Genomic DNA, 17907 nt, shown 5'->3' on the forward strand with positions numbered 1-17907 from the left:
CCTATAGCCCTGGAATGACCCGCCCGGGCGGGTGTGCTCGACCTCCCATCTGTTGGTTGCGCCTCGCCGTTCCGGCGCGCACAGATACGGAGGTGACCTTTCATCGGTTCACATTTCGGCCGTCAACCAGCGCCGGAGCTCGTCGGCCTGCCACCGCTGGAAGGCCCGCACGGTCGGAATGCCGGGCGGCGGAGGCTGCCGGCAGATGTCGCGGAACATGCCGGCGAGGGCGGCGAAGGCGTCCGTCACGATCCGCCGGTCGATACCCTCGATCACCCGTTCGGGATCGCCGCCGTGCACCCAGACGTTCGCCGCGAGGTCGACGCTGTTCCACCACCGCGGGCCGACCGCGGCCCACGGCCAGTCCACGATGACCACGCGGCCGTCTGGGCGGACGATCATGTTGTCGGCCCGGATGTCGCAATGCGCGACGGTTTCCCCGGTGCGCAGCCGGCCGACGGTCCGCGCGGCGGCGGCCCGCAACTCGGGCAGATGATCCCGCTCCCACGGGTCGAGGTCGGCGGGCGGATCGGCGGCCACCCGGTCCCACCCGGCGAAGTCCTCGGCGAACAGATCGCCCGCGTTGCGCAGACCCGGAGGCGCCGGCGTGAGAGCGTGGTCCAGCTCGGCGAGGGCCGTCACGGCCGCGTCGATCTCGCTTTCGACCCAGGGCGTACGAGGGTGGGCGCCCTCCACGTCCTCAAGAACGAGGACGACCCACTCGCCGTCGTCGAACCCGTCGATCAAGCGGGGCGCCGGGACCTGCTCCGGGAGCAGCGCTGTGATGCGCATCTCGTCGCGCGCCAGCTCGGCCGAGCGCGCGTTGACGGCCGGCGTGACGGCCTTGACGAAAGCGCGGCGCCCGGACTCGGTGACCACCCGGTCGGCGCTGCCCGGCGAGAAGCCGCCCGGCTGGGAAACGGCCGTGACCACGGCTCCGCCACCGATGATCCGCTCGATCCGCTCCCGAACCGCCGCGGGCAGCTCGGGCCACGTAATCCTTTTCCCCGTCGCCGACACCATGGTCCTGATCGTGGCAGCTCGCCTCCGAACGCGGCGACCCCATTTCCCCGCCGTCCGTTTACACGATGTTTGTCGGACTTGTGGGCGCGAAGTTCTGGCAGACTCGAATCGTGGCTTCGCTGGGGTGGGCGGTCGTCCTGTCGGTGCTGTCCGCCGCCAGCTACGCGGCCGCGGCGGTGGCCCAGGAGCGCCTGGCCGAGCACGGCCAGCGCGGCCTGTCCCGCTGGGCCGCCGCCCTGCTGCTCACCGGCGGGGGTGTGGCGCTGCATGTGATCGCGCTCGACTTCGGCACGGTCGCTGTGGTGCAGGCTCTCGGCACGCTGACCCTGTTGTTCGCCCTGCCCATCGCCCGCGTCCGCTACGGCGCGAAGATCAGCGCCGCCGCCTGGGCCGACGCCCTGCTGACGGTGGCCGGCCTGGCCGTGATCATGTCCCTGTCGGTCGAGTCCGGAAAGCCGGCCGTGCTCACGACCGCCGAGGGCCGGGAGATCTCCCTGATCACGGTCGGCGCCGTCGGTGCGCTGGCGCTCATCGCCTGGCGCTGCGGCCCCCGCATGCGCGGCGTCCTGCTGGCCGCCGCGGCCGGCACGGCCTTCGGCATCTCGTCGGTGCTGTCCAAGGCCGTGATCGGCACGGTGACCGGCGACGGTTTCGCGTCGGTGTCGCCGTTCATCCTGGCCATGGTCCTGCTCTTCGCCGTGGGCGGATATCTGCTGGGACAGTTCTCCTACCGGGGCGCCGGCCTGGCCGCCCCGTTGGCCACGGTCAGCGTCTCCAACCCGATCGTGGCCGCCATCGCCGGCGTCATCGTCTTCGACGAGAGCTTCCGCTTCGGCGCCACCGGCGCCGTCGTGGTCGCCGTGGCCGCCCTCGTCATGACGGCCGGCGTCATCGGCCTGGCCCGCCGTACGGCCGCCCCGCCCAGCGCCCAGCCCGCCCCCGCGACCCCGGACGAGCTGTCCAAGCCGGCCACACACTGATCAGTCCGGTGGATGCGGGCACCACGAGCGCAGGGTGGCTTCGTCGCCGGGAAGGTTGCACTCCCGGAGCAGGCCCGAAATGGAGGGGTGCTCCATGGCGCCGCTGTGCAGAACGACGTGGGCCGCGGCGTACTGCTGCGGGGAAAGATCGGCCGGCGAGGCGTCCTCGGGCAGAGGGCCGTCCGGGAAGACCAGGCTGAACAGCAAAGTCACGGCGTAGTAGAAGCGGTTCAGGTCCTCGCCGCCGGCCGCCAGCCGGTCGACCAGCATGGCGGCGAGGCCCGGCACGGAGGACACCGGCACCACCATGGGCCGCGCCGGTGCGGGCGGGGACGGTCCAGCCAGCCCATCGCCTCCGCGGTCATGAGGCCGGCCAGCAGCTCGTGCCCCAAGGTGCGGTCCGGCGCGTCGGCGTCGGCGAGCAACTCGATCAGGAAGGGCGCCGCGGCGGCGCCCGCCGGGTAGAGCGAGCCCTGGTGCAGCACCTTGGCCCGGAACCGCCACACGGCCTCGGCTCGGTGCTGCTCCTCCTCGGAGCGCAACGCCCACAGCACGTCGGGCAGGTCGGTGGCCGGCCCGTAGGCGTGGCTCACGGCCGGCCCATCGCGATCGGAGAGCATGCGATGCAGAGTAGGTGGTCCGTTCGTCCATCGTGAGTGGACGAAAGGGCGACATCGACGGTGATCTAGATCCGATCGGAGGTCGCGGCTCGTGCTCCTGCTTGACGGGGCGACGCTCACGCCCCCAAGCGAGGAGTTTTCATGTTCAAGTCGAAGCGTTCCCGGGTCCGTGCCGCCGCTGGGGTGGGGATGGTGGCCGTGGTCGCGGGGGTCGGCGCGGTGACCTTCAACGCGTCCGCGGCCGAGCAGTCGGCTGTGGCGGTGACCGCGCCGGACGGGCGGGCCGTGTCGATACCGGGTATTCCGGCGGCCATCAAGCCGCCCAAGGGCAGCAAGCCGATCGGGGCGTACGTCGTCGCCTCCGGCACGCAGACCTACACCTGCGCCAACGGGTCGTTCGCGGGGGCGTCCGTGCCCGAGGCGCAGCTGATCGGCACGGGTGGGCGTGTGCACCACTTCGCCGGGCCGAGCTGGCAGTCGACGCGGGACGGCTCGCTGGTCAAGGCGGCCAAGGAGGCCGAGAGCCCGCGGACCGGCACCATCCCGGAGCTGCTGCTCAAGGTGACCGAGAAGTCGGGCGCGGGCGTGCTGAGCCGGTCCACCTACATCAGCCGGCTGCTCACCTCGGGCGGGACCGCGCCGGCCGGCACCTGCGTCGACGGGGCGAAGAAGGCGGTGCCGTACGGCGCTGTCTATGTCTTCTGGACGAACTGAGAAACCAGGGCGAGCACGATCCCGATGGCGGTGAAGACGAGCGCGACCACCCAGGTCGCGTTCGTCGGCCGCTCCACTTTGGGCACTACTTTGAAGTCGGTCGCGTGCAGGCTCACCCGCGGTGACGCTGTGCTGCCGACGGTGATGAAGTTGAACTGAATGGCGTTGCCGTGGTTGAGCAGCGTCTTCGGGGCCTGGATCTCGCGGCCCGAGGCGGAGACGACGACCCCCTCGAAGAAATCCGGTCCCGACTGCGGATGGTCGAGGAAGCCGATCTCGGCCTGGATGATGCGCCCGTCCGGGACGCGGACGGTCAGGGGCCGCTCGATGTCCGACTTGCGGAGGCTGGCCCGGCCCGTGTTGGTGGCCCGGACGACGTGGAACCTCGGCGACAGGAGAGGGCTGCCGTCGTACGTCAAACCGATCTTGCCGTTCTTGAAGCCGGCGATCTCGGGTTGAAGCTTGACCTCCTCCACCTCGACGGCGATTCTGCGATGCCGGTCCTTGCGCCGGTCGAGGATGGTGGACAGGAGGCTCGCGGCGGCGACCGCGAAGGAGCCGAGCGCGATGTATGCGGTGACTTCCATGTGACCACCTCGAATCTCTGAAGAGACCAAAAGGCCGCCACCTCGCTGGTGCCCCTCAGCAGTCAGCAAGATCGCGGCTTCATGGTGGTGCTGTCCCTTTTGCCCTTACCTCCAGTAGAACATGCCACCAAGCTGTCCGCTAGCTGTCACTCTGCCATGTTGCAGATCGCGAAACTGACGGCTCGTAATCGGCCGATGATCGGGCGTAGCTTGAGGACGGCAGGTCGTTCTCCCTCAGCGGTGAGGAGCCACCATGAAGAAGCTCATCAACGACCCCTCGAACGTCATCGCCGACGCCCTCCGCGGCATCGCCGCCGCCCATCCGGAGCTGCGCGTCGACCACGAGAACCGGATCATCGTGCGCGGCGACGCGCCCGTGCGCGGCAAGGTCGGCCTGGTCTCGGGCGGCGGATCCGGGCACGAGCCGCTGCACGGCGGATTCGTCGGACCGGGCATGCTCGACGCGGCCTGCGCCGGCGAGGTCTTCACGTCGCCGGTGCCCGACCAGATGGTGGCGGCCACCCAGGCCGTCGACGGCGGCGCCGGGGTGCTGCACATCGTCAAGAACTACACCGGCGACGTCATGAACTTCGAGCTCGCGGCCGAGATGGTCGCGGCCGACAGCGGCACCGAGGTCGTCGCGGTGGTCGTCGACGACGACGTGGCCGTGCAGGACAGCCTCTACACGGCCGGGCGCCGCGGCGTCGGGGCCACCGTGCTGCTCGAAAAGGTCGCCGGAGCGGCCGCCGAGGAAGGCCGGCCCCTGGGCGAGGTGGCCGAGGTGGCGCGCCGGGTCAACGCGTACTCCCGAAGCATGGGTCTGGCCCTGACCTCGTGCACCGTGCCGGCGGCCGGCAAGCCGACCTTCGACCTGCCCGAGGACCAGATGGAGGTCGGCATCGGCATCCACGGCGAGCCCGGCCGCCGCCGCGTGCCGGTCGCGCCGGCCCACGAGATCGCCGAGATGCTGGTCAGCCCGATCCTGTCCGACTTCGACTACACCGGCGGCGACGGCGCCATCGTGTTCGTGAACGGCATGGGAGCAACGCCGCTGATCGAGCTGTACGTCATGTTCAACGAGGTGTCGCAACTGCTCGCCAAGGCCGGCATTCCGGTGGCGCGGTCGCTCGTGGGGCCGTACATCACCAGCCTCGACATGGCGGGCTGCTCGGTCACGCTGCTCAAGGCGGACGACGAGATCCTGCGATTGTGGGACGCGCCGGTGAACACGCCGGCCCTGCGGCGCGGAGTCTGAGGCCGGTGGACACGGCAGCGCTCACCGCGTGGATCCGCGAGTTCGCGAGGCTGATCGCGGAGAACAAGGAACTGCTCACCGACCTCGACTCGGCCATCGGCGACGGCGACCACGGCGTGAACATGGACCGGGGCCTCACGGCGGTGGTGTCGGCATTGGACGCGGAGCCGCCGGAGACGCCGTCGGCCCTGCTCAAAAAGGTCGGCATGACCCTGATCAGCAAGGTCGGCGGTGCGAGCGGTCCCCTCTACGGGACGGCGTTCCTGCGGATGGCCGCGGCGGCCGGCGACTCGGTGGAGCTCGACAAGATCTTGCGGGCCGGGCTCGACGGCGTGCTCGCCCGGGGCAAGGCCGAGCCGGGCGACAAGACCATGGTCGACGCGCTCCGGCCGGCGGTCGAGGCGCTGGAGGGCGGCGGCAGTCTGCCGGACGCGATCCGGGCGGCCGAACAGGGACGGGACGCGACGATCCCGATGGTCGCGCGCAAGGGCCGGGCCAGCTATCTGGGTGAGCGCAGCGCCGGACACGCCGATCCGGGGGCGACGTCGGTGACATTGCTGGTGAAGGCGCTGGACTCCTGATGGTGGGCCTGGTGGCGGTGTGCCACAGCCGCCCCCTGGCCCGGGCCGCGGTCGCCCTGGCCACGGAGATGACGAAGGGGCGGCCGCTTCGCGTGGAGACAGCGGCGGGGCTCGACGAGTCGACGTTCGGGACGGACGCGGTCGCGATCATGGAGGCGGTGGTCGCGGCCGACGACGGCGACGGCGTCGTCGTGCTGATGGATCTGGGCAGCGCGGTGCTGTCGGCGGAGACGGCGCTGGAACTGCTCGACGACTCGCTTCGGGAGCGGGTGGTGCTGTGCCCGGGACCGCTGGTCGAAGGGCTGGTGGCGGCGGCGGTCGCGGCGGCCTCGGGGGCCGGGCGCGAGGAGGTGGCGGCCGAGGCCGTCGCGGGGCTGGCGGGCAAAGAGACCCACCTCGGCGTTGTCAACTCGCAAGATCAATTGCTTGGTGGTACGGAGGGTGGGCCGTCGGCCCGGGTCGAGGTGAACGATCCGCACGGGTTGCACGCGCGGCCGGCCGCGCAGGTGGTGGCCGCGGCGCGGTCGTTCGATGCTCGGGTCGAGTTGCGGAATGCGACAACGGGGTCGGGGTGGGTGTCGGCGTCCAGTTTGTCCAAGGTGGCCACGCTCGGGGTTCTGCAAGGGCACGAGGTGGAGGTGCGGGCGTCGGGTCGGCAGGCGCGGGAGGCGGTCGAACGGGTTGCGGCGGTGGCCGGACTGCATAGCACGTCCGGCGAGGCGGGCTCTCGGTTGTCCACAGATCTCCCGTTGTCCACAGGGGAGCGGCACGATCTTGGCTCCGGGCGGGATAATGGTGCAGGTGGGGGCCCCCCAGGGAGGGCGGGGGTGGCGGCTGCGGCGGCTTCTCCGGGCGTGGCCATCGGACCAGCGTCCCGTCTGCGTGTGACGCCCCTCGACGTGCCCGACGTGCCGTCACTAGGGCCGGAGCCCGAACGGCAGCGGCTCGACCAGGCGCTCGACGCGGCCCGCCGCGACATCGCAAGCATCCCCGACCCCATCTTCGACGCTCACCTCCTGCTGCTCGACGACCTCCTCCCCGCCGCCCGCACGCGGATCGACCAGGGCCACCCCGCACCCCAGGCCTGGCAGGCCGCCGTGGACGCCGTCGCCGCCGACTTCGACGCCCTCACCGACCCTTATCTGCGCGGCCGCGCCGCCGACGTCCGCGCCATCGGCCACCAGGTCCTGCGCCTGCTCCTCGGTGCCCCCGCCGCCACCCCGTCCGCCGACGGCATCCTGATCGCCGCCGACCTCACTCCCGCCGAGGCGGCCACCCTCGACCCCGCACACACCTCCGGCGTCCTCCTGGCCGAGGGCAGCCCCACCTCGCACGCCGCGATCCTCACCCGCACCCGCGGCATCCCCGCCGTCGTCGGCGCCGGCCCTCAGGTCCTCGACATCCCCGACGGCACCCCCATCGCTCTCGACGGCGGCTCCGGCGAGGTCGTGGTCGCACCCTCCGAAGTCGTGCTCGCTTCGTTCCGCGCCCGCGCCGACCACCAGGCCACACAGCGGAAAGCCGCCTCCTCCCGCGCCACCGAGCCCGCCGTGACGACCGGCGGCGTGCCGATCGCCGTCGGGGCGAACATCGGCTCGGTCGAGGAGGCTCGTGCCGCCGCGGCCAACGGCGCCGACCTGGCCGGCCTCGTCCGCACCGAATTTCTGTTCCTCGACCGCACCGAGGCGCCCGATGTGGATGAACAGTCCACCCTCTATCGCGCCATCAGCGAGGCCCTCGACGGCCGCCGCGTCACGCTGCGCACGCTCGACGCCGGCAGCGACAAGCCCCTGCCCTATCTGCCGGCGGCGGCGGAGGCCAACCCCTTCCTGGGCGTACGAGGTCTGCGCCTTTCCCTGGCGCATCCGGCGGTCTTCGCCGAGCAGCTCCTGGCGATCGCCCAGGTCGCGCGCGAAGCCCCGGTCAGCGTGATGTTCCCGATGGTCACCACCGTGGACGAGCTCCGCCGGGCCCGGGTCATGCTCGACGAGGCCATCGCCCGCACCGGTCCCGGCCGGCCCGCCGGGCTGCGGGTGGGCATGATGGTCGAGGTTCCCGCCGCCGCGTTGCGGGCGGCCGAGTTCACCCCGTACGTCGACTTCTTCAGCGTCGGCACCAACGACCTGACGCAGTACACGCTGGCCGCCGAGCGCGGTAACGCCGCGCTCACGTCCCTCGCGTCCGGCCTCGACCCGGCCGTGGCCCTGCTCATCGACGAGGTGGGCCGGGCCGCCGGTGACCGGGTCACGGTCGCGGTCTGCGGTGAGCTGGCCGCCGACGAGCAGGCCGTGCCGCGCCTGCTCGCCTCCGGCGTCCGCCAGCTGAGCGTGGCGCCCGCCCTGATCCCGCTCGTCAAGCAGGCCGTCCGCGGGGTTTAGACCAGGCCGCCCATGCCGGGGTCGCTGATGCTCTCCTCGCCGTTCTCCAAGTGGCCGGCGTAGCGGCGTTCGAAGCCGGCGCCGGTCACGGTCAGGTCGTACCAGCCACGCGTGCGAGCGGACGGACGCTCGTAGGTCCGGCTCGCTCCGGGACGTACGCCGAACCGCTCTGCCTTGTGGGTGTAGCGGTCCGTGATGGTCACCTCGGCCCGCCCGGCGCCGTGATTGCGGATCTCCAGCGTGACCGTCTGGCGATGGTCGTCGCAGCTCGCCCGCACCTCGACCGGGGACGTGCCCTGGAAGCGGCGGAAGAAGCCGTTCGGTCCGCGCACCTCCAGGTCCGGCGCGCCGGTCCAGGCGCCGGTCAACTTCTTTCCAGGCTCGACCGTGTACGTCCGTGGCGCCACCGCGGCATCGGCCGAGTGAACGTGGAAGACCGCCGTCGCGCGCCCGGTGTTGCGAAAGTCGATCGCGAAACCGTCCTCGGCGGCCTTGCCGTCCGCGTGCAGCCGGTAGGGGAGCGCGCGAGCCGGCCGTACGCCGTGCTCCTGCGACGGCAGCTCCGGATCGGCCGGCGGCACCGGGTCCTCGTCGGGGCGGCGGGTCAGCTCGGTCGGCTTGAAATCGGCCGTGCCCGGCAGCGACGGCAGCCGCCGGTTCGGGTTCTTGAAGTCGAACGCGCTGGTCAGGTCGCCCGCCACGGCCCGCCGCCACGGGGTGATGTTGGTTTCGACCAGGCCGAACCGCTTCTCCAGGAACCGGATCAGCGACGTGTGGTCGAACAGCTGCGAATTGACCCAGCCGCCGCGGGTCCACGGCGAGACCACGATCGTGGGGACGCGGATGCCCAGACCGTACGGCCCGGCCGGGTGGTTGGCGCTGCCCGGGAAGATCTCGTTGGTGGTCGGCACGGTCGACTCGCCCGGCGTCGGCGGCACCAGGTGGTCGAAGAAGCCGCCCTCCTCGTCGTAGGTAACGATCAGGGCCATCCGGCTCCACACCTGCGGGTTGTCGGCCAGGATGTCGATGACGCGGGAGACGTACCACTCGCCGTAGTGCGGTCCCCAGTTCGGGTGCTCGGTGTACGCCTCGGGCGCGACGATCCAGCTCACCTTGGGCAGCCGGCCGTTCTCGACGTCGTCGCGGAAGTCGGTGAGCAGCTTCTCCGGGTCGCGGCCGAGCTGGGCGACCTCGGTGCCGGTCTTCGCCCTGGCCGCCAGCGGGCTGCCGGGCGCGGCGTTCTGGTACTGGTGGAAGTAGAGCAGCGAGTTGTCGCCGTAGTTGCCGATGAACGGGTCGTTCGTCCAGCCCCACGACCCGGCCGCGGTCAGCCCGATGCCGGTGTCCTGATAGATCTTCCACGAGACACCGGCGCGTTCCAGCCGCTCCGGATAGGTGGACCAGTCGTACCCGGCCTCGGCGTTGTCGACGACCGGGCCGCCGCCCTTTCCGTCGTTGCCGACCCAGCCGGTCCACATGTGATAGCGGTTGGGGTCGGTCGAGCCCAGCAGCGAGCAGAAGTAGTTGTCGCACACCGTGAAAGCGTCGGCCAGCGCGAAGTGGTACGGCAGGTCGGCCCGGACGTGATGGGTCATGGTCTGCACGCCCTTGTTCGGCACGAACCGGTCGTGGCGGCCGCCGTTCCAGGCGGCGTGCGTGTCGTTCCAGCCGTGCGGCGGGTCGGGCAGGAACATCGCGCCCACATCCGGCACCTCGGGCCGGAACGGCAGCAGGTCGCGGTCGCCGTCACGCTGGTGCCAGACCGACTTGCCGTCGGCCCGCCGCACCGGATGGGGATCGGCGAAACCCCGTACCCCTCGCATCGTCCCGAAGTAGTGGTCGAACGATCTGTTCTCCTGCATCAGGAAGATGACATGCTCGATGTCCTGGAGGGTTCCGGTGCGGTTGTCCGCGGGGATGGCCAGGGCCTTCTCGAGGCCCGACGGCATCGCCGAGGCGACCGCGGGAATGCCCAGCATCTGCAGGAAAGTGCGCCGATCCACATTCGCCATGCGCCGCAAGCTAACTTCCGAAGTTGACCACTACATATACGGGAGTCGATCAGTGAGTGCCCCCGGTCTGTCGGCCTTCTCGCTGGAGGGCCGGAAAGCGCTGGTCACCGGTGGTAACCGGGGCCTGGGTTACGCCTTCACCGAAGCCCTGGCCTCGTGCGGCGCGGCGGTCGCTTTCGCCGGCCGCGACGCCGGTGCCAACGAGAGCGCGGTGCGGCGCCTGGCGGCTTCGGGCATTGAGGCGTACGCCATCAGCGCCGACCTGACTCAGGACAGCGACGCGGAACGCGCGGTCGACGAGGCGGCCGCCACCCTGGGCGGCCTCGACATCGTGGTCAACAACGCCGGCGTCTGCTTCCACAACCCGTCCTGGGACGCCCCCGACGACGAGTGGCAGCAGGTCTTCGACCTGAACGTCCGGGCGGTCTGGAAGGTGAGCCTGGCCGCCGGCCGCCACATGCGCGACACGGGCGGTGGGGCGATAGTCAACATCGGCTCGATCTCGGGCCTGATAGTCAACCGCCCACAGATGCAGGCCCCGTACAACGCCTCGAAGGCCGCCGTCCACCAGCTGACGAAGTCGCTGGCCGCCGAGTGGGCCCCGCACGGCATCCGGGTCAACGCGGTGGCACCCGGCTACGTCAAGACCGAGATGGCCCCGGTCGACCGCCCCGAGTTCCGGCGCATGTGGATCGAGGACACGCCACAGCAGAGGTACGCCACCCCGGAGGAGATAGCCCCGACCGTGGTCTACCTGTGCTCACCGGCGGCATCGTTCGTCACCGGCGCGGTCCTGGTGATAGACGGCGGCTACACGGTCTACTGACCTTCGTAGTGGTAGAGCCGTTCCGGCGTACCACGATGAGCGTCGAGCCCCACGGTGTCGAACTCGTCGAGCCCGCCATCGGCCCGCACCCCGAGAACCCGCAGCGCCCCGTTGATGTCCTCGACGCCCTCCACCCGGCGCCCCGCCTCGAAGACACAGGCCCACTGCTCACCCACACCCCCGAAGTATTCGGTCACGACCAGCGCAAACGGCGCCTCAGCCCCGGCAACGGCCGCCGCCAGGGTCGCGACGACCCCTTCCCGCGGAAAGATCCCCGGAAAGTCACCCGGAACGTCGAGCACCGCCGTCTCCCCGAGACGAGCCTGCCAGTACTCGGTGTAGTACGGACTGACGTGAACCAGCCGGAGCCCACCACCCAGCGGCAGCCCTTCCACGTCCCATTCACGGGCCGCCCCTTCGTCGAACGGCCCCTTGACGATCAGCGCGCAGATGTTGTGACCCACAGCAGCACGTTATCCAGCGCCGCAGATGCTCGATCAGTCGGCCGACCTCGACTGGATGTCGCGCTAACCGGGAGCCGGTGCTGCCGCCATTCCTAGTTGCGCAGCATGCCCAGGAAGGCGGCGAAGTTCGGTGCCAGCGGCACCACTCCCCAGTCCACGCTCCAGAAGACGACCGACGGGTGGTCGGCGTCGGCGCGGTAGTCGAAGCAGAAGAAGTCGCCGCCCGTGTCGGCGGCGAACGGGATGATTCCCTCGTCCAGCACGTCGAGCAGAGGGAAGATGGCGGCGACGATGTTGCTCGTGAACGGCCTGTCCTCGAAATGGAGGAGATGGCCGACCGTGGTGCCGAATCCGTTGGGCAGGTCGATCGAGGCCGGGACCGGAGCGGCGCCCTGATGGACCCGCGCGACAGCCAGAAAGTCCGGAGGCAGTTCGACCTCCAGGTCGTCCTGGGCCTGTCGTACCGCCGTGTCCGGCGCCGGCTGCGGGTCGTCGATCGCCCCGTCCACCCACGTCACCATGGTCTCGCCCCTGCCATTCTCGTTCTGCGGCCTTGCTGGAACCCGGATTCTCCCCGATAGGGTCAGATGTGGTCTTTGCTGGGGAAGCGCCGCCTGAGCCCGGGACCGACGGTGGGCTCGATGAGCTTGTCGGGCGGCTTCGGCTGCTCAAGCGGTGGGCCGGGGAACCGTCGTTCGAGGTGCTCACCGAGCGGGTCGGTGGGCCGGCCCGGCGGTCGACCGTCGTCGACTGTTTTCGGGTGGGGCGGCGGCGGCTCGACAACCAGCTTGTTCTGGCGATCGTGCGGGCTCTCTGCCCGGACGACGACTATGTGGAGCGGTGGCGGCAAGCCCTGCGGGTCGTCGGCGGGGAAGCCGAGGCGGCGGCTCTCGTCAGTGTTCAGGATCGGCTGCCGCCCGATCTGGTGGAGTTCACCGGGCGGGCCGAGGCGCTCGACCGGATCCTCGGCGCCGAGCGGGGTCATCTCGCCATCACGGGGATGGCCGGAGTCGGGAAGACGCAACTGGCCGTGCGGGCCGCTCATCTTCTGCGGGAGCGCTTCGCCCGGGTGCTCTTCGTGAACCTGCGTGGTTTTCATCCCGATCCGGGGCAGCCGCCGGCCGATCCGGGTGCGGTGCTGGGTGCGCTTCTGCGGCTGCTCGGGGTGCCGGGCCGGCAGATCCCGCACTCGGTGGCCGCGCGGACGGCGGCTCTCCGGGACAAGGCGGCCGGCGCCCTCGTCCTGCTGGACAACGCGGCCGACGCCGAGCAGGTCCGCCCGCTGCTGGCCGATGCTCCGGGGAGCCTCACCCTGATCACCAGCCGGCACCACCTGGCCGGTCTCGACACCCTGACCGTTGACGTGTTCGACGCCGGCGAGGCCGCCGCCTTTCTGACCCGCGCCCAAGGAGCTGACGATCCCGGGGCCGTGGACCGGATCGCCCGGCGCTGCGGCTATCTCCCTCTTGCTCTGGGGCTGGTCGCCGGGCACATCCGGGCCACGCCGGGGTGGTCGCTGACCGATCACGCGGACCGGCTCGACGAGCGTCGCCAACTGGAGGGCGGGGTCGAGCTCGCCCTCGACCTCTCCTACCGCGATCTGCCGGCCGAACAACGGCGTCTGCTGCGGCTGGCTGCCTTGCATCCGGGTCAGGACCTTGACGCGTACGCCGTGGCGGCTCTCGCCGGTGACGATCCGCAGCGTGTGGAAGGCCGGCTCGACGGCCTGTGCGACGACCATCTGCTCTCCCGGTCGGCGCCCGGCCGATATACGTTCCACGACCTCGTCCGCGCCTACGCCGTCGAGAAGGGGCAGGACGAGGACAGCCCCCGGGAGCGCCGGGCCGCGCTGACCCGGCTGTTCGACTACTACCTGGCCGCGTCGACCGAGGCCATGGACGTGCTGCACCCGGTCGAGGCGCACCGGCGGCCCCGGGTCGCCACCAGCGGCATCCTGACCGCGCGGCCGGCCGACGCCGGGTCGGCGCGGCACTGGCTCGACAGCGAGCGGGCCACCCTGGTCGCGGTGATCGCGCACATGGCCGGCGAGGGCTGGCCGGGGCACGCCACCGGGCTGGCCCGCATCCTGTTCCGCTATCTCAACGGCGGCCACAACCACGACGCCGTCACCGTGCACAGCCTGGCCCGGGCGGCGGCCGAGCGCGGCGGCGACCTGGCCGGTGAGGGGCACGCGCTGACCGACCTCGGCACCGCGCTGTGGCGTCTCGGTCAGGGCGGCCCGGCCGCGGACAGCCATCGGCGGGCGGTGGAGCTGTTCCGGCGTACGGGCGATCCCGTCGGCCAGGCCCGCGCGCTGCTCAACCTCGGTGTCGTCGTGACGCAACTGGGCCGCTATCGGGAGGCGGCCGACTGCTTCGGGCGGGCGCTGGTACTTTACCGACAGTCCGGTGACCCGCTCGGCGAGGGCCGCGCGCTGGCCCGGGTCGGCTACATCGAGCACACGCTGGGCCGCTACGACGAGGCGGCCGAACACTTCGCGCAGGCGCTGGCCCTGTGCCGGGCCAACGGCGACCGGATGGGCGAGGGCAGCTCCCTGAAGAGCCTGGGCGAGGCCGAGACGGAGCTCGGACGGTACGAGGAGGCGGCCGACCATCTCTTCGAGGCGCTCGCGCTCTTCCAGAAGGAACTCGGCGATCGTACGGGCGAGGCCAGCGTCCTCTACGCGCTGGGGATGCTGGGCGTGCGAAGCGGTGAGGCCGAGGCCGCCGGCCATCACCGGCAGGCGCTCGGCATCTTCCGCGAGACCGGCTATCGCGACGGCGAGGCGGCCGTCCTCAACGGGCTGGGTGAGGCCGCTGACGATCCGGCCGAGGCGGTCGCCCATCACACCGAGGCGGCCGTCATCGCCGGGGAGATCGGCGCCCGCGAGCTGCTGGCCCGCGCCCACGCCGGTCTCGGCCGCGCCCATCGCCTCATGGGTAACGCCGCCGACGCGGACGCGCACGAGGAGCGGGCGGCCGAGCTCAGAACGCCCGCGGAAGATTCACCGTGACGATCAGGCCGCCTTCGGGGCGGGCCTCCGCGCGTACGTCGCCGCCGTGGGCGCGGGCCACCGCTCGTACGATCGAAAGCCCCAGGCCCGCTCCCGGCGAGTGGAGGCGCTCCGAGCCGTACCGATGGAAAGGCTCGAAGAGGCCCGGCACCTCGTACCGCGGGATGACCGGCCCGGAGTTGCTCACCTCGACCTGGACCCGGCCGGCGAGCGTCCCGGTCACCACGCGGACCCAGCCGTTGCCGGGCACGTTGTGCCGCACCCCGTTCTCGACCAGGTTCTGCACCAGGCGCTCCAGCAGCACCGGGTTGCCGGCCACCGGCGCCTCGCTCAGCGAGGTCACCACCTTGACCGTGTCGGAGACGGCCACGTGGTCGACGATGTCGGACAGGTCGACGAAGGAGCGTTCGGCCACCGGGCGCTCCGACTGGGCCAGCAGCAGCAGGCCGTCGATGAGCCGGCCGTGCCGGTCGTTGATGGCGATCAGGGTGCGGCCGAGGTGACGTACCTCCTCGGAGGCCTCCTCGCGCGACAGCGCGACCTCCAGCAGGGTCCGGTTGAGGGTGAGCGGGGTCCGCAGCTCGTGCGAGGCGCTGGCGATGAAGCGGCGCTGGCCGTCGAAGGAATGGTCGAGCCGGGCCAGCATGATGTCGAAGGTGTCGGCCAGCTCCTTGATCTCGTCCGGCGGGCCGGTCATCGCGATCCGCTCGTGCAGGCCCTGGTCGGCGTCGGGGGCGTCGGCGATGCGCCGGGCGGTCGCGGTGATCTGCTGCAACGGCTGGAGCATGCGCCCGGCGACCAGCCAGCCGAGCGCGATCGCGGCCGCGCTCACCACGGCCAGCGCGATCGCGCCCTGGGTGAGCATGGTGTGCAGGGTGCCCTCGCGGGTCCCCTCGATGAACTGCTGGACCTCGAGGCGTTCGCCCGGCGCGGGAATGGTGGCGTCGAATTTCGCCGTGGCGGTGGGCAGCCGCTGCGACACCAGCACGTAGGTGGCGCCCAGCAGCACCAGCCCGGCCAGCACGAACAACCCTCCATAGACGAGGGTCAGCCGGCCGCGGACGGTCAGTCTCATGCGATCCGATACCCCACTCCCGGCTCGGTCAGCACCACGGGTGGATCGCCCAGCTTCCGCCGCAACTTCAGGATCGTCATGCGTACGGCGTGGGTGAACGGATCCGCGTTCTCGTCCCAGGCCTTCTCGAGCAGGGTCTCGGCCGACACCGCCGACCCGTCGGCCCGCAGCAGCTCGGTCAGCACGGCGAACTCCTTGCGCGACAACGGCACGTAGCGCCCGTCGCGGTGGACCTCGCGCCGGTGCGGGTCGAGGCTGATGCCGCCGCGGCGCAGGATCGGCGGCGCGGCCGGCCGCGACCGCCGGCCGAGCGCGATGACTCGGGCCGACAGCTCGCGCAGGGCGAACGGTTTCGGCAGATAGTCGTCGGCGCCGAGGGACAGCCCGGTGACCCGGTCGTCGATGCCGGCGGCGGCGGTCAGCATCAGCACCCGCGTGTCGCGGCGGCGCTCGACCAGCGCCCGGCACACGTCGTCGCCGTGCACGGCCGGCAGGTCACGGTCGAGCACCACCACGTCGTAGTCGTTGACCTCGACCCGTTCCAGGGCGGCGGCGCCGTCGTAGACCACGTCGACCGCGTGGGTGTCCTGCCGCAGGCCCTGCGCCACCGCGTCGGCGAGCAGCGGTTCGTCCTCGACCACCAGGATCCGCATGCGCCCATCCTCCCGCGCCGGAGCGTCACCTGGGCGTCACGTTTTTCCGTGACGGCCGGGAAACCCGCCGCTCGCTCTACTTCGTCCCGTGACATCGACCACGGGAGGTTGGAGACGATGAAGGTCAAGCTGCTGACGGCGGGCCTCATGCTGGCCCTGGCGGCGGCCGCCTGTGCCGGCGCCGGCGCCGACGACGGCCTGGGGGTGGCGACCGCGCAGTCCGGCCCCGCCACGCCCACGGCCAGCGCGAGCGCGCCGGCGGCACCGGACGAGGACACGGCCCTGAAGCACGCGCAGTGCATGCGCGAGGAGGGCATCACCTGGTGGCCCGACCCGAAGCCGGGCGGCCGCACGACCATCAAGACGCCCAAGGGCTTCGATCCCAAAAAGCTCGAGAAGGCGATGGAGGCCTGCAACAAGTTCGCCCCCAACGGTGGCGAGCGGCCGCAGCCGGACGCCGGGATGCTCGAGCTGGGCCGGCAGATGGCCAAGTGCATGCGCGAGAACGGTGTGCCGAACTTCCCCGATCCCAAGCCGGACGGCAGCATCGCGCTCGACCCGAAGAAGCTGGGCACCGGCCCCGGTGAACCGACGTTCGACAAGGCCGAGAAGGCCTGCGCGAAGTACGTGCCCGACGGCGCCTCAACCGAGCGTGTCGAGGAGGGGACTGACGCATGAGTAAGCGCGGCAATGCTGTGGTGGCCGGTGTGCTGACGGCCGGCGCGGTCGCGGCGGCGGTCACGGTCTTCAACCTGCCCCCGGCCGAGAGCAACGAGGGCGCCACCACCGGCAAACAGACGGAGACGGCCGAGATCAGCAAGAAGACCCTGGTCGACAGCGAGTCGCACGACGGCACGCTCGGCCACGGCGACACCTCGTCGGTCCCGGCCGGGAAACAGGGCACGGTGACGGCTCTGGCCGCCGCCGGCGGCACGATCACCCGCGGCAGACCCCTTTACAAGATCGACAATCAGCCCATCACCCTTTTGTACGGCTCATTGCCCGCCTACCGCACGCTGAAGGCGGGCGTGGAGGGCAGCGACGTCCTCCAGTTCGAGAAGAACCTGTGGGCGCTGGGCTACCGCGGTTTCACCGTCGACGACGAATACACCTTGGCCACCGCCGGCGCGGTCGAGGAGTGGCAGGACGATCTCGGCCGCGAACAGACGGGGGCGGTCGAGACCGATCAGATCCGCTACACGCCGGGTCAGGTGCGCGTCGACTCGCACAGCGTCGAGCGGGGCGCGGTGGTCCAGCCCGGCACCGAGGTGCTCCAGACGACCGGGACCACCATGGTCGCCACGGTCGCGCTCGACGTCGACGCGCAGCGCCTGGCCCGCAAGGGCGCGACGGTCGACGTCACACTGCCCGACGGCAGCGACGTCAAGGGCACCATCACCGCGGTCGAGACGGTGGTCGAGCAGGGGCAGGGCAACGAGGAGGACACCACCAAGATCGAGGTGACGGTCGCCTTCGCCCGGTCGCCGAAGGGCCTCGACGAGGCCGCGGTCACCGTCGGCTTCACGTCGTCGCGGCGGGAGAACGTGCTGACCGTCCCGGTCACCGCGCTGCTCGCGCTCTCCGAGGGCGGCTACGGCGTCGAGGTCTCCGACAACGGCGCCACCCGGATCGTCGCGGTGAAGACCGGCCTGTTCGCGGACGGCGAGGTCGAGGTGTCCGGGGCGGGCCTCCAGGCCGGCACGCGGGTGGTGGTGCCGTCATGAGC

Annotated in this window: 18 protein-coding genes; 9 read left to right on the top strand and 9 right to left on the bottom strand. The window is 71.3% G+C overall.

Features of this window, described 5'->3' with window-relative positions; all coding sequences use genetic code 11:
• Window positions 1-108: 108 nt before the first annotated feature.
• Entirely contained in the window at window positions 109-1023 is a 915-nt protein-coding gene (locus ACQP2X_RS06770; protein ID WP_498695123.1) for an aminoglycoside phosphotransferase family protein, read from the bottom strand.
• A 110-nt stretch (window positions 1024-1133) separates the two neighbouring features.
• Here ACQP2X_RS06770 and ACQP2X_RS06775 point away from each other — a divergent pair, with 110 nt between their 5' ends.
• On the top strand, window positions 1134-2003 hold the full coding sequence (locus ACQP2X_RS06775; RefSeq protein ID WP_498695124.1) for a DMT family transporter: 870 nt from the start codon (window positions 1134-1136) through the stop codon (window positions 2001-2003).
• Here the strand turns inward: ACQP2X_RS06775 and ACQP2X_RS06780 are convergent, their stop codons facing one another.
• Window positions 2004-2300 carry a hypothetical protein gene (locus ACQP2X_RS06780; protein WP_498695125.1) on the bottom strand — a complete coding sequence of 99 codons (297 nt, stop codon included), beginning with the start codon at window positions 2298-2300 and terminating at the stop codon, window positions 2004-2006. It abuts the gene before it with no gap.
• Window positions 2234-2623 carry a hypothetical protein gene (locus ACQP2X_RS06785; RefSeq protein ID WP_498695128.1) on the bottom strand — a complete coding sequence of 130 codons (390 nt, stop codon included), beginning with the start codon at window positions 2621-2623 and terminating at the stop codon, window positions 2234-2236. The genes ACQP2X_RS06780 and ACQP2X_RS06785 overlap by 67 nt, the downstream gene beginning before the upstream one ends.
• A 141-nt stretch (window positions 2624-2764) precedes the next feature.
• Here ACQP2X_RS06785 and ACQP2X_RS06790 point away from each other — a divergent pair, with 141 nt between their 5' ends.
• Window positions 2765-3337, top strand: coding sequence for a DUF3455 domain-containing protein (locus ACQP2X_RS06790; protein ID WP_498695131.1), 573 nt, complete (start codon window positions 2765-2767; stop codon window positions 3335-3337).
• Here ACQP2X_RS06790 and ACQP2X_RS06795 read toward each other — a convergent pair.
• Window positions 3316-3924, bottom strand: a complete 609-nt coding sequence (locus ACQP2X_RS06795) for a hypothetical protein (RefSeq protein ID WP_498695133.1) — start codon at window positions 3922-3924, stop codon at window positions 3316-3318. The two genes, ACQP2X_RS06790 and ACQP2X_RS06795, sit on opposite strands and share 22 nt — an antisense overlap.
• 253 nt (window positions 3925-4177) lie before the next feature.
• Between ACQP2X_RS06795 and dhaK the strand changes: the two genes are divergently transcribed.
• From dhaK to ptsP, 3 genes are read left to right on the top strand one after another with little or no spacing between them, the layout of a single operon-like run.
• Window positions 4178-5179, top strand: coding sequence for a dihydroxyacetone kinase subunit DhaK (gene dhaK, locus ACQP2X_RS06800; protein WP_498695136.1), 1002 nt, complete (start codon window positions 4178-4180; stop codon window positions 5177-5179).
• A gap of 5 nt (window positions 5180-5184) precedes the next feature.
• Entirely contained in the window at window positions 5185-5760 is a 576-nt protein-coding gene (gene dhaL, locus ACQP2X_RS06805; protein WP_498695137.1) for a dihydroxyacetone kinase subunit DhaL, read from the top strand.
• Window positions 5760-8138 (top strand): phosphoenolpyruvate--protein phosphotransferase, encoded by a 2379-nt coding sequence (ptsP, locus tag ACQP2X_RS06810; protein WP_498695139.1) that lies wholly within the window; start codon window positions 5760-5762, stop codon window positions 8136-8138. Before dhaL ends, ptsP begins: the two co-directional genes overlap by 1 nt.
• On the opposite strand, the gene ACQP2X_RS06815 is transcribed toward ptsP, so the two are convergent.
• A complete protein-coding gene (locus ACQP2X_RS06815) occupies window positions 8135-10150 on the bottom strand; it encodes a phosphocholine-specific phospholipase C (RefSeq protein WP_498695141.1) in 2016 nt (671 codons plus the stop codon). The genes ptsP and ACQP2X_RS06815 overlap by 4 nt on opposite strands.
• Before the next feature lie 52 nt (window positions 10151-10202).
• Here ACQP2X_RS06815 and ACQP2X_RS06820 point away from each other — a divergent pair, with 52 nt between their 5' ends.
• Window positions 10203-10976: an SDR family NAD(P)-dependent oxidoreductase gene (locus ACQP2X_RS06820; RefSeq protein WP_498695142.1), complete on the top strand. Its 774-nt coding sequence runs from the start codon at window positions 10203-10205 to the stop codon at window positions 10974-10976.
• Here the strand turns inward: ACQP2X_RS06820 and ACQP2X_RS06825 are convergent.
• The gene (locus ACQP2X_RS06825) at window positions 10970-11440 is read right to left on the bottom strand and encodes a hypothetical protein (RefSeq protein WP_498695144.1); all 471 of its coding nucleotides are present in this window, start codon (window positions 11438-11440) and stop codon (window positions 10970-10972) included. The genes ACQP2X_RS06820 and ACQP2X_RS06825 overlap by 7 nt on opposite strands.
• A gap of 92 nt (window positions 11441-11532) precedes the next feature.
• A complete protein-coding gene (locus tag ACQP2X_RS06830) occupies window positions 11533-11961 on the bottom strand; it encodes an SMI1/KNR4 family protein (RefSeq protein ID WP_498695145.1) in 429 nt (142 codons plus the stop codon).
• Between the two features lie 68 nt (window positions 11962-12029).
• On the opposite strand from ACQP2X_RS06830, the gene ACQP2X_RS06835 reads away from it, so the two are divergent.
• A complete protein-coding gene (locus tag ACQP2X_RS06835; protein WP_498695146.1) occupies window positions 12030-14453 on the top strand; it encodes an ATP-binding protein in 2424 nt (807 codons plus the stop codon).
• Here ACQP2X_RS06835 and ACQP2X_RS06840 read toward each other — a convergent pair.
• Together ACQP2X_RS06840 and ACQP2X_RS06845 are read right to left on the bottom strand one after the other, a co-directional pair.
• A complete protein-coding gene (locus ACQP2X_RS06840; RefSeq protein ID WP_498695147.1) occupies window positions 14425-15528 on the bottom strand; it encodes a sensor histidine kinase in 1104 nt (367 codons plus the stop codon). The two genes, ACQP2X_RS06835 and ACQP2X_RS06840, sit on opposite strands and share 29 nt — an antisense overlap.
• Complete coding sequence (locus ACQP2X_RS06845; protein WP_498695149.1) at window positions 15525-16181, bottom strand: response regulator transcription factor; 657 nt, start codon at window positions 16179-16181, stop codon at window positions 15525-15527. The genes ACQP2X_RS06840 and ACQP2X_RS06845 overlap by 4 nt, the downstream gene beginning before the upstream one ends.
• 117 nt (window positions 16182-16298) lie before the next feature.
• Here ACQP2X_RS06845 and ACQP2X_RS06850 point away from each other — a divergent pair, with 117 nt between their 5' ends.
• Window positions 16299-16859, top strand: a complete 561-nt coding sequence (locus tag ACQP2X_RS06850) for a hypothetical protein (RefSeq protein WP_498695151.1) — start codon at window positions 16299-16301, stop codon at window positions 16857-16859.
• The gene (locus tag ACQP2X_RS06855) at window positions 16856-17905 is read left to right on the top strand and encodes an efflux RND transporter periplasmic adaptor subunit (RefSeq protein WP_498695152.1); all 1050 of its coding nucleotides are present in this window, start codon (window positions 16856-16858) and stop codon (window positions 17903-17905) included. The genes ACQP2X_RS06850 and ACQP2X_RS06855 overlap by 4 nt, the downstream gene beginning before the upstream one ends.
• The last annotated feature ends 2 nt before the right edge of the window (window positions 17906-17907 follow it).

It is taken from the genome of Actinoplanes sp. CA-131856 (genome assembly GCF_050956135.1).
Taxonomy (GTDB): Bacteria; Actinomycetota; Actinomycetes; order Mycobacteriales; family Micromonosporaceae; genus Actinoplanes.

What these genes read in the sequence shown, in the direction of transcription:
- ACQP2X_RS06770 (WP_498695123.1), bottom strand. Translation starts at nt 1,023, where the DNA reads ATGGTGTCGGCGACGGGGAAAAGGATTACGTGGCCCGAGCTGCCCGCG.
- ACQP2X_RS06785 (WP_498695128.1), bottom strand. Translation starts at nt 2,623, where the DNA reads ATGCTCTCCGATCGCGATGGGCCGGCCGTGAGCCACGCCTACGGGCCG.
- ACQP2X_RS06790 (WP_498695131.1), top strand. Translation starts at nt 2,765, where the DNA reads ATGTTCAAGTCGAAGCGTTCCCGGGTCCGTGCCGCCGCTGGGGTGGGG.
- ACQP2X_RS06795 (WP_498695133.1), bottom strand. Translation starts at nt 3,924, where the DNA reads ATGGAAGTCACCGCATACATCGCGCTCGGCTCCTTCGCGGTCGCCGCC.
- dhaK (WP_498695136.1), top strand. Translation starts at nt 4,178, where the DNA reads ATGAAGAAGCTCATCAACGACCCCTCGAACGTCATCGCCGACGCCCTC.
- ptsP (WP_498695139.1), top strand. Translation starts at nt 5,760, where the DNA reads ATGGTGGGCCTGGTGGCGGTGTGCCACAGCCGCCCCCTGGCCCGGGCC.
- ACQP2X_RS06815 (WP_498695141.1), bottom strand. Translation starts at nt 10,150, where the DNA reads ATGGCGAATGTGGATCGGCGCACTTTCCTGCAGATGCTGGGCATTCCC.
- ACQP2X_RS06830 (WP_498695145.1), bottom strand. Translation starts at nt 11,961, where the DNA reads ATGGTGACGTGGGTGGACGGGGCGATCGACGACCCGCAGCCGGCGCCG.
- ACQP2X_RS06840 (WP_498695147.1), bottom strand. Translation starts at nt 15,528, where the DNA reads ATGAGACTGACCGTCCGCGGCCGGCTGACCCTCGTCTATGGAGGGTTG.
- ACQP2X_RS06845 (WP_498695149.1), bottom strand. Translation starts at nt 16,181, where the DNA reads ATGCGGATCCTGGTGGTCGAGGACGAACCGCTGCTCGCCGACGCGGTG.
- ACQP2X_RS06850 (WP_498695151.1), top strand. Translation starts at nt 16,299, where the DNA reads ATGAAGGTCAAGCTGCTGACGGCGGGCCTCATGCTGGCCCTGGCGGCG.
- ACQP2X_RS06855 (WP_498695152.1), top strand. Translation starts at nt 16,856, where the DNA reads ATGAGTAAGCGCGGCAATGCTGTGGTGGCCGGTGTGCTGACGGCCGGC.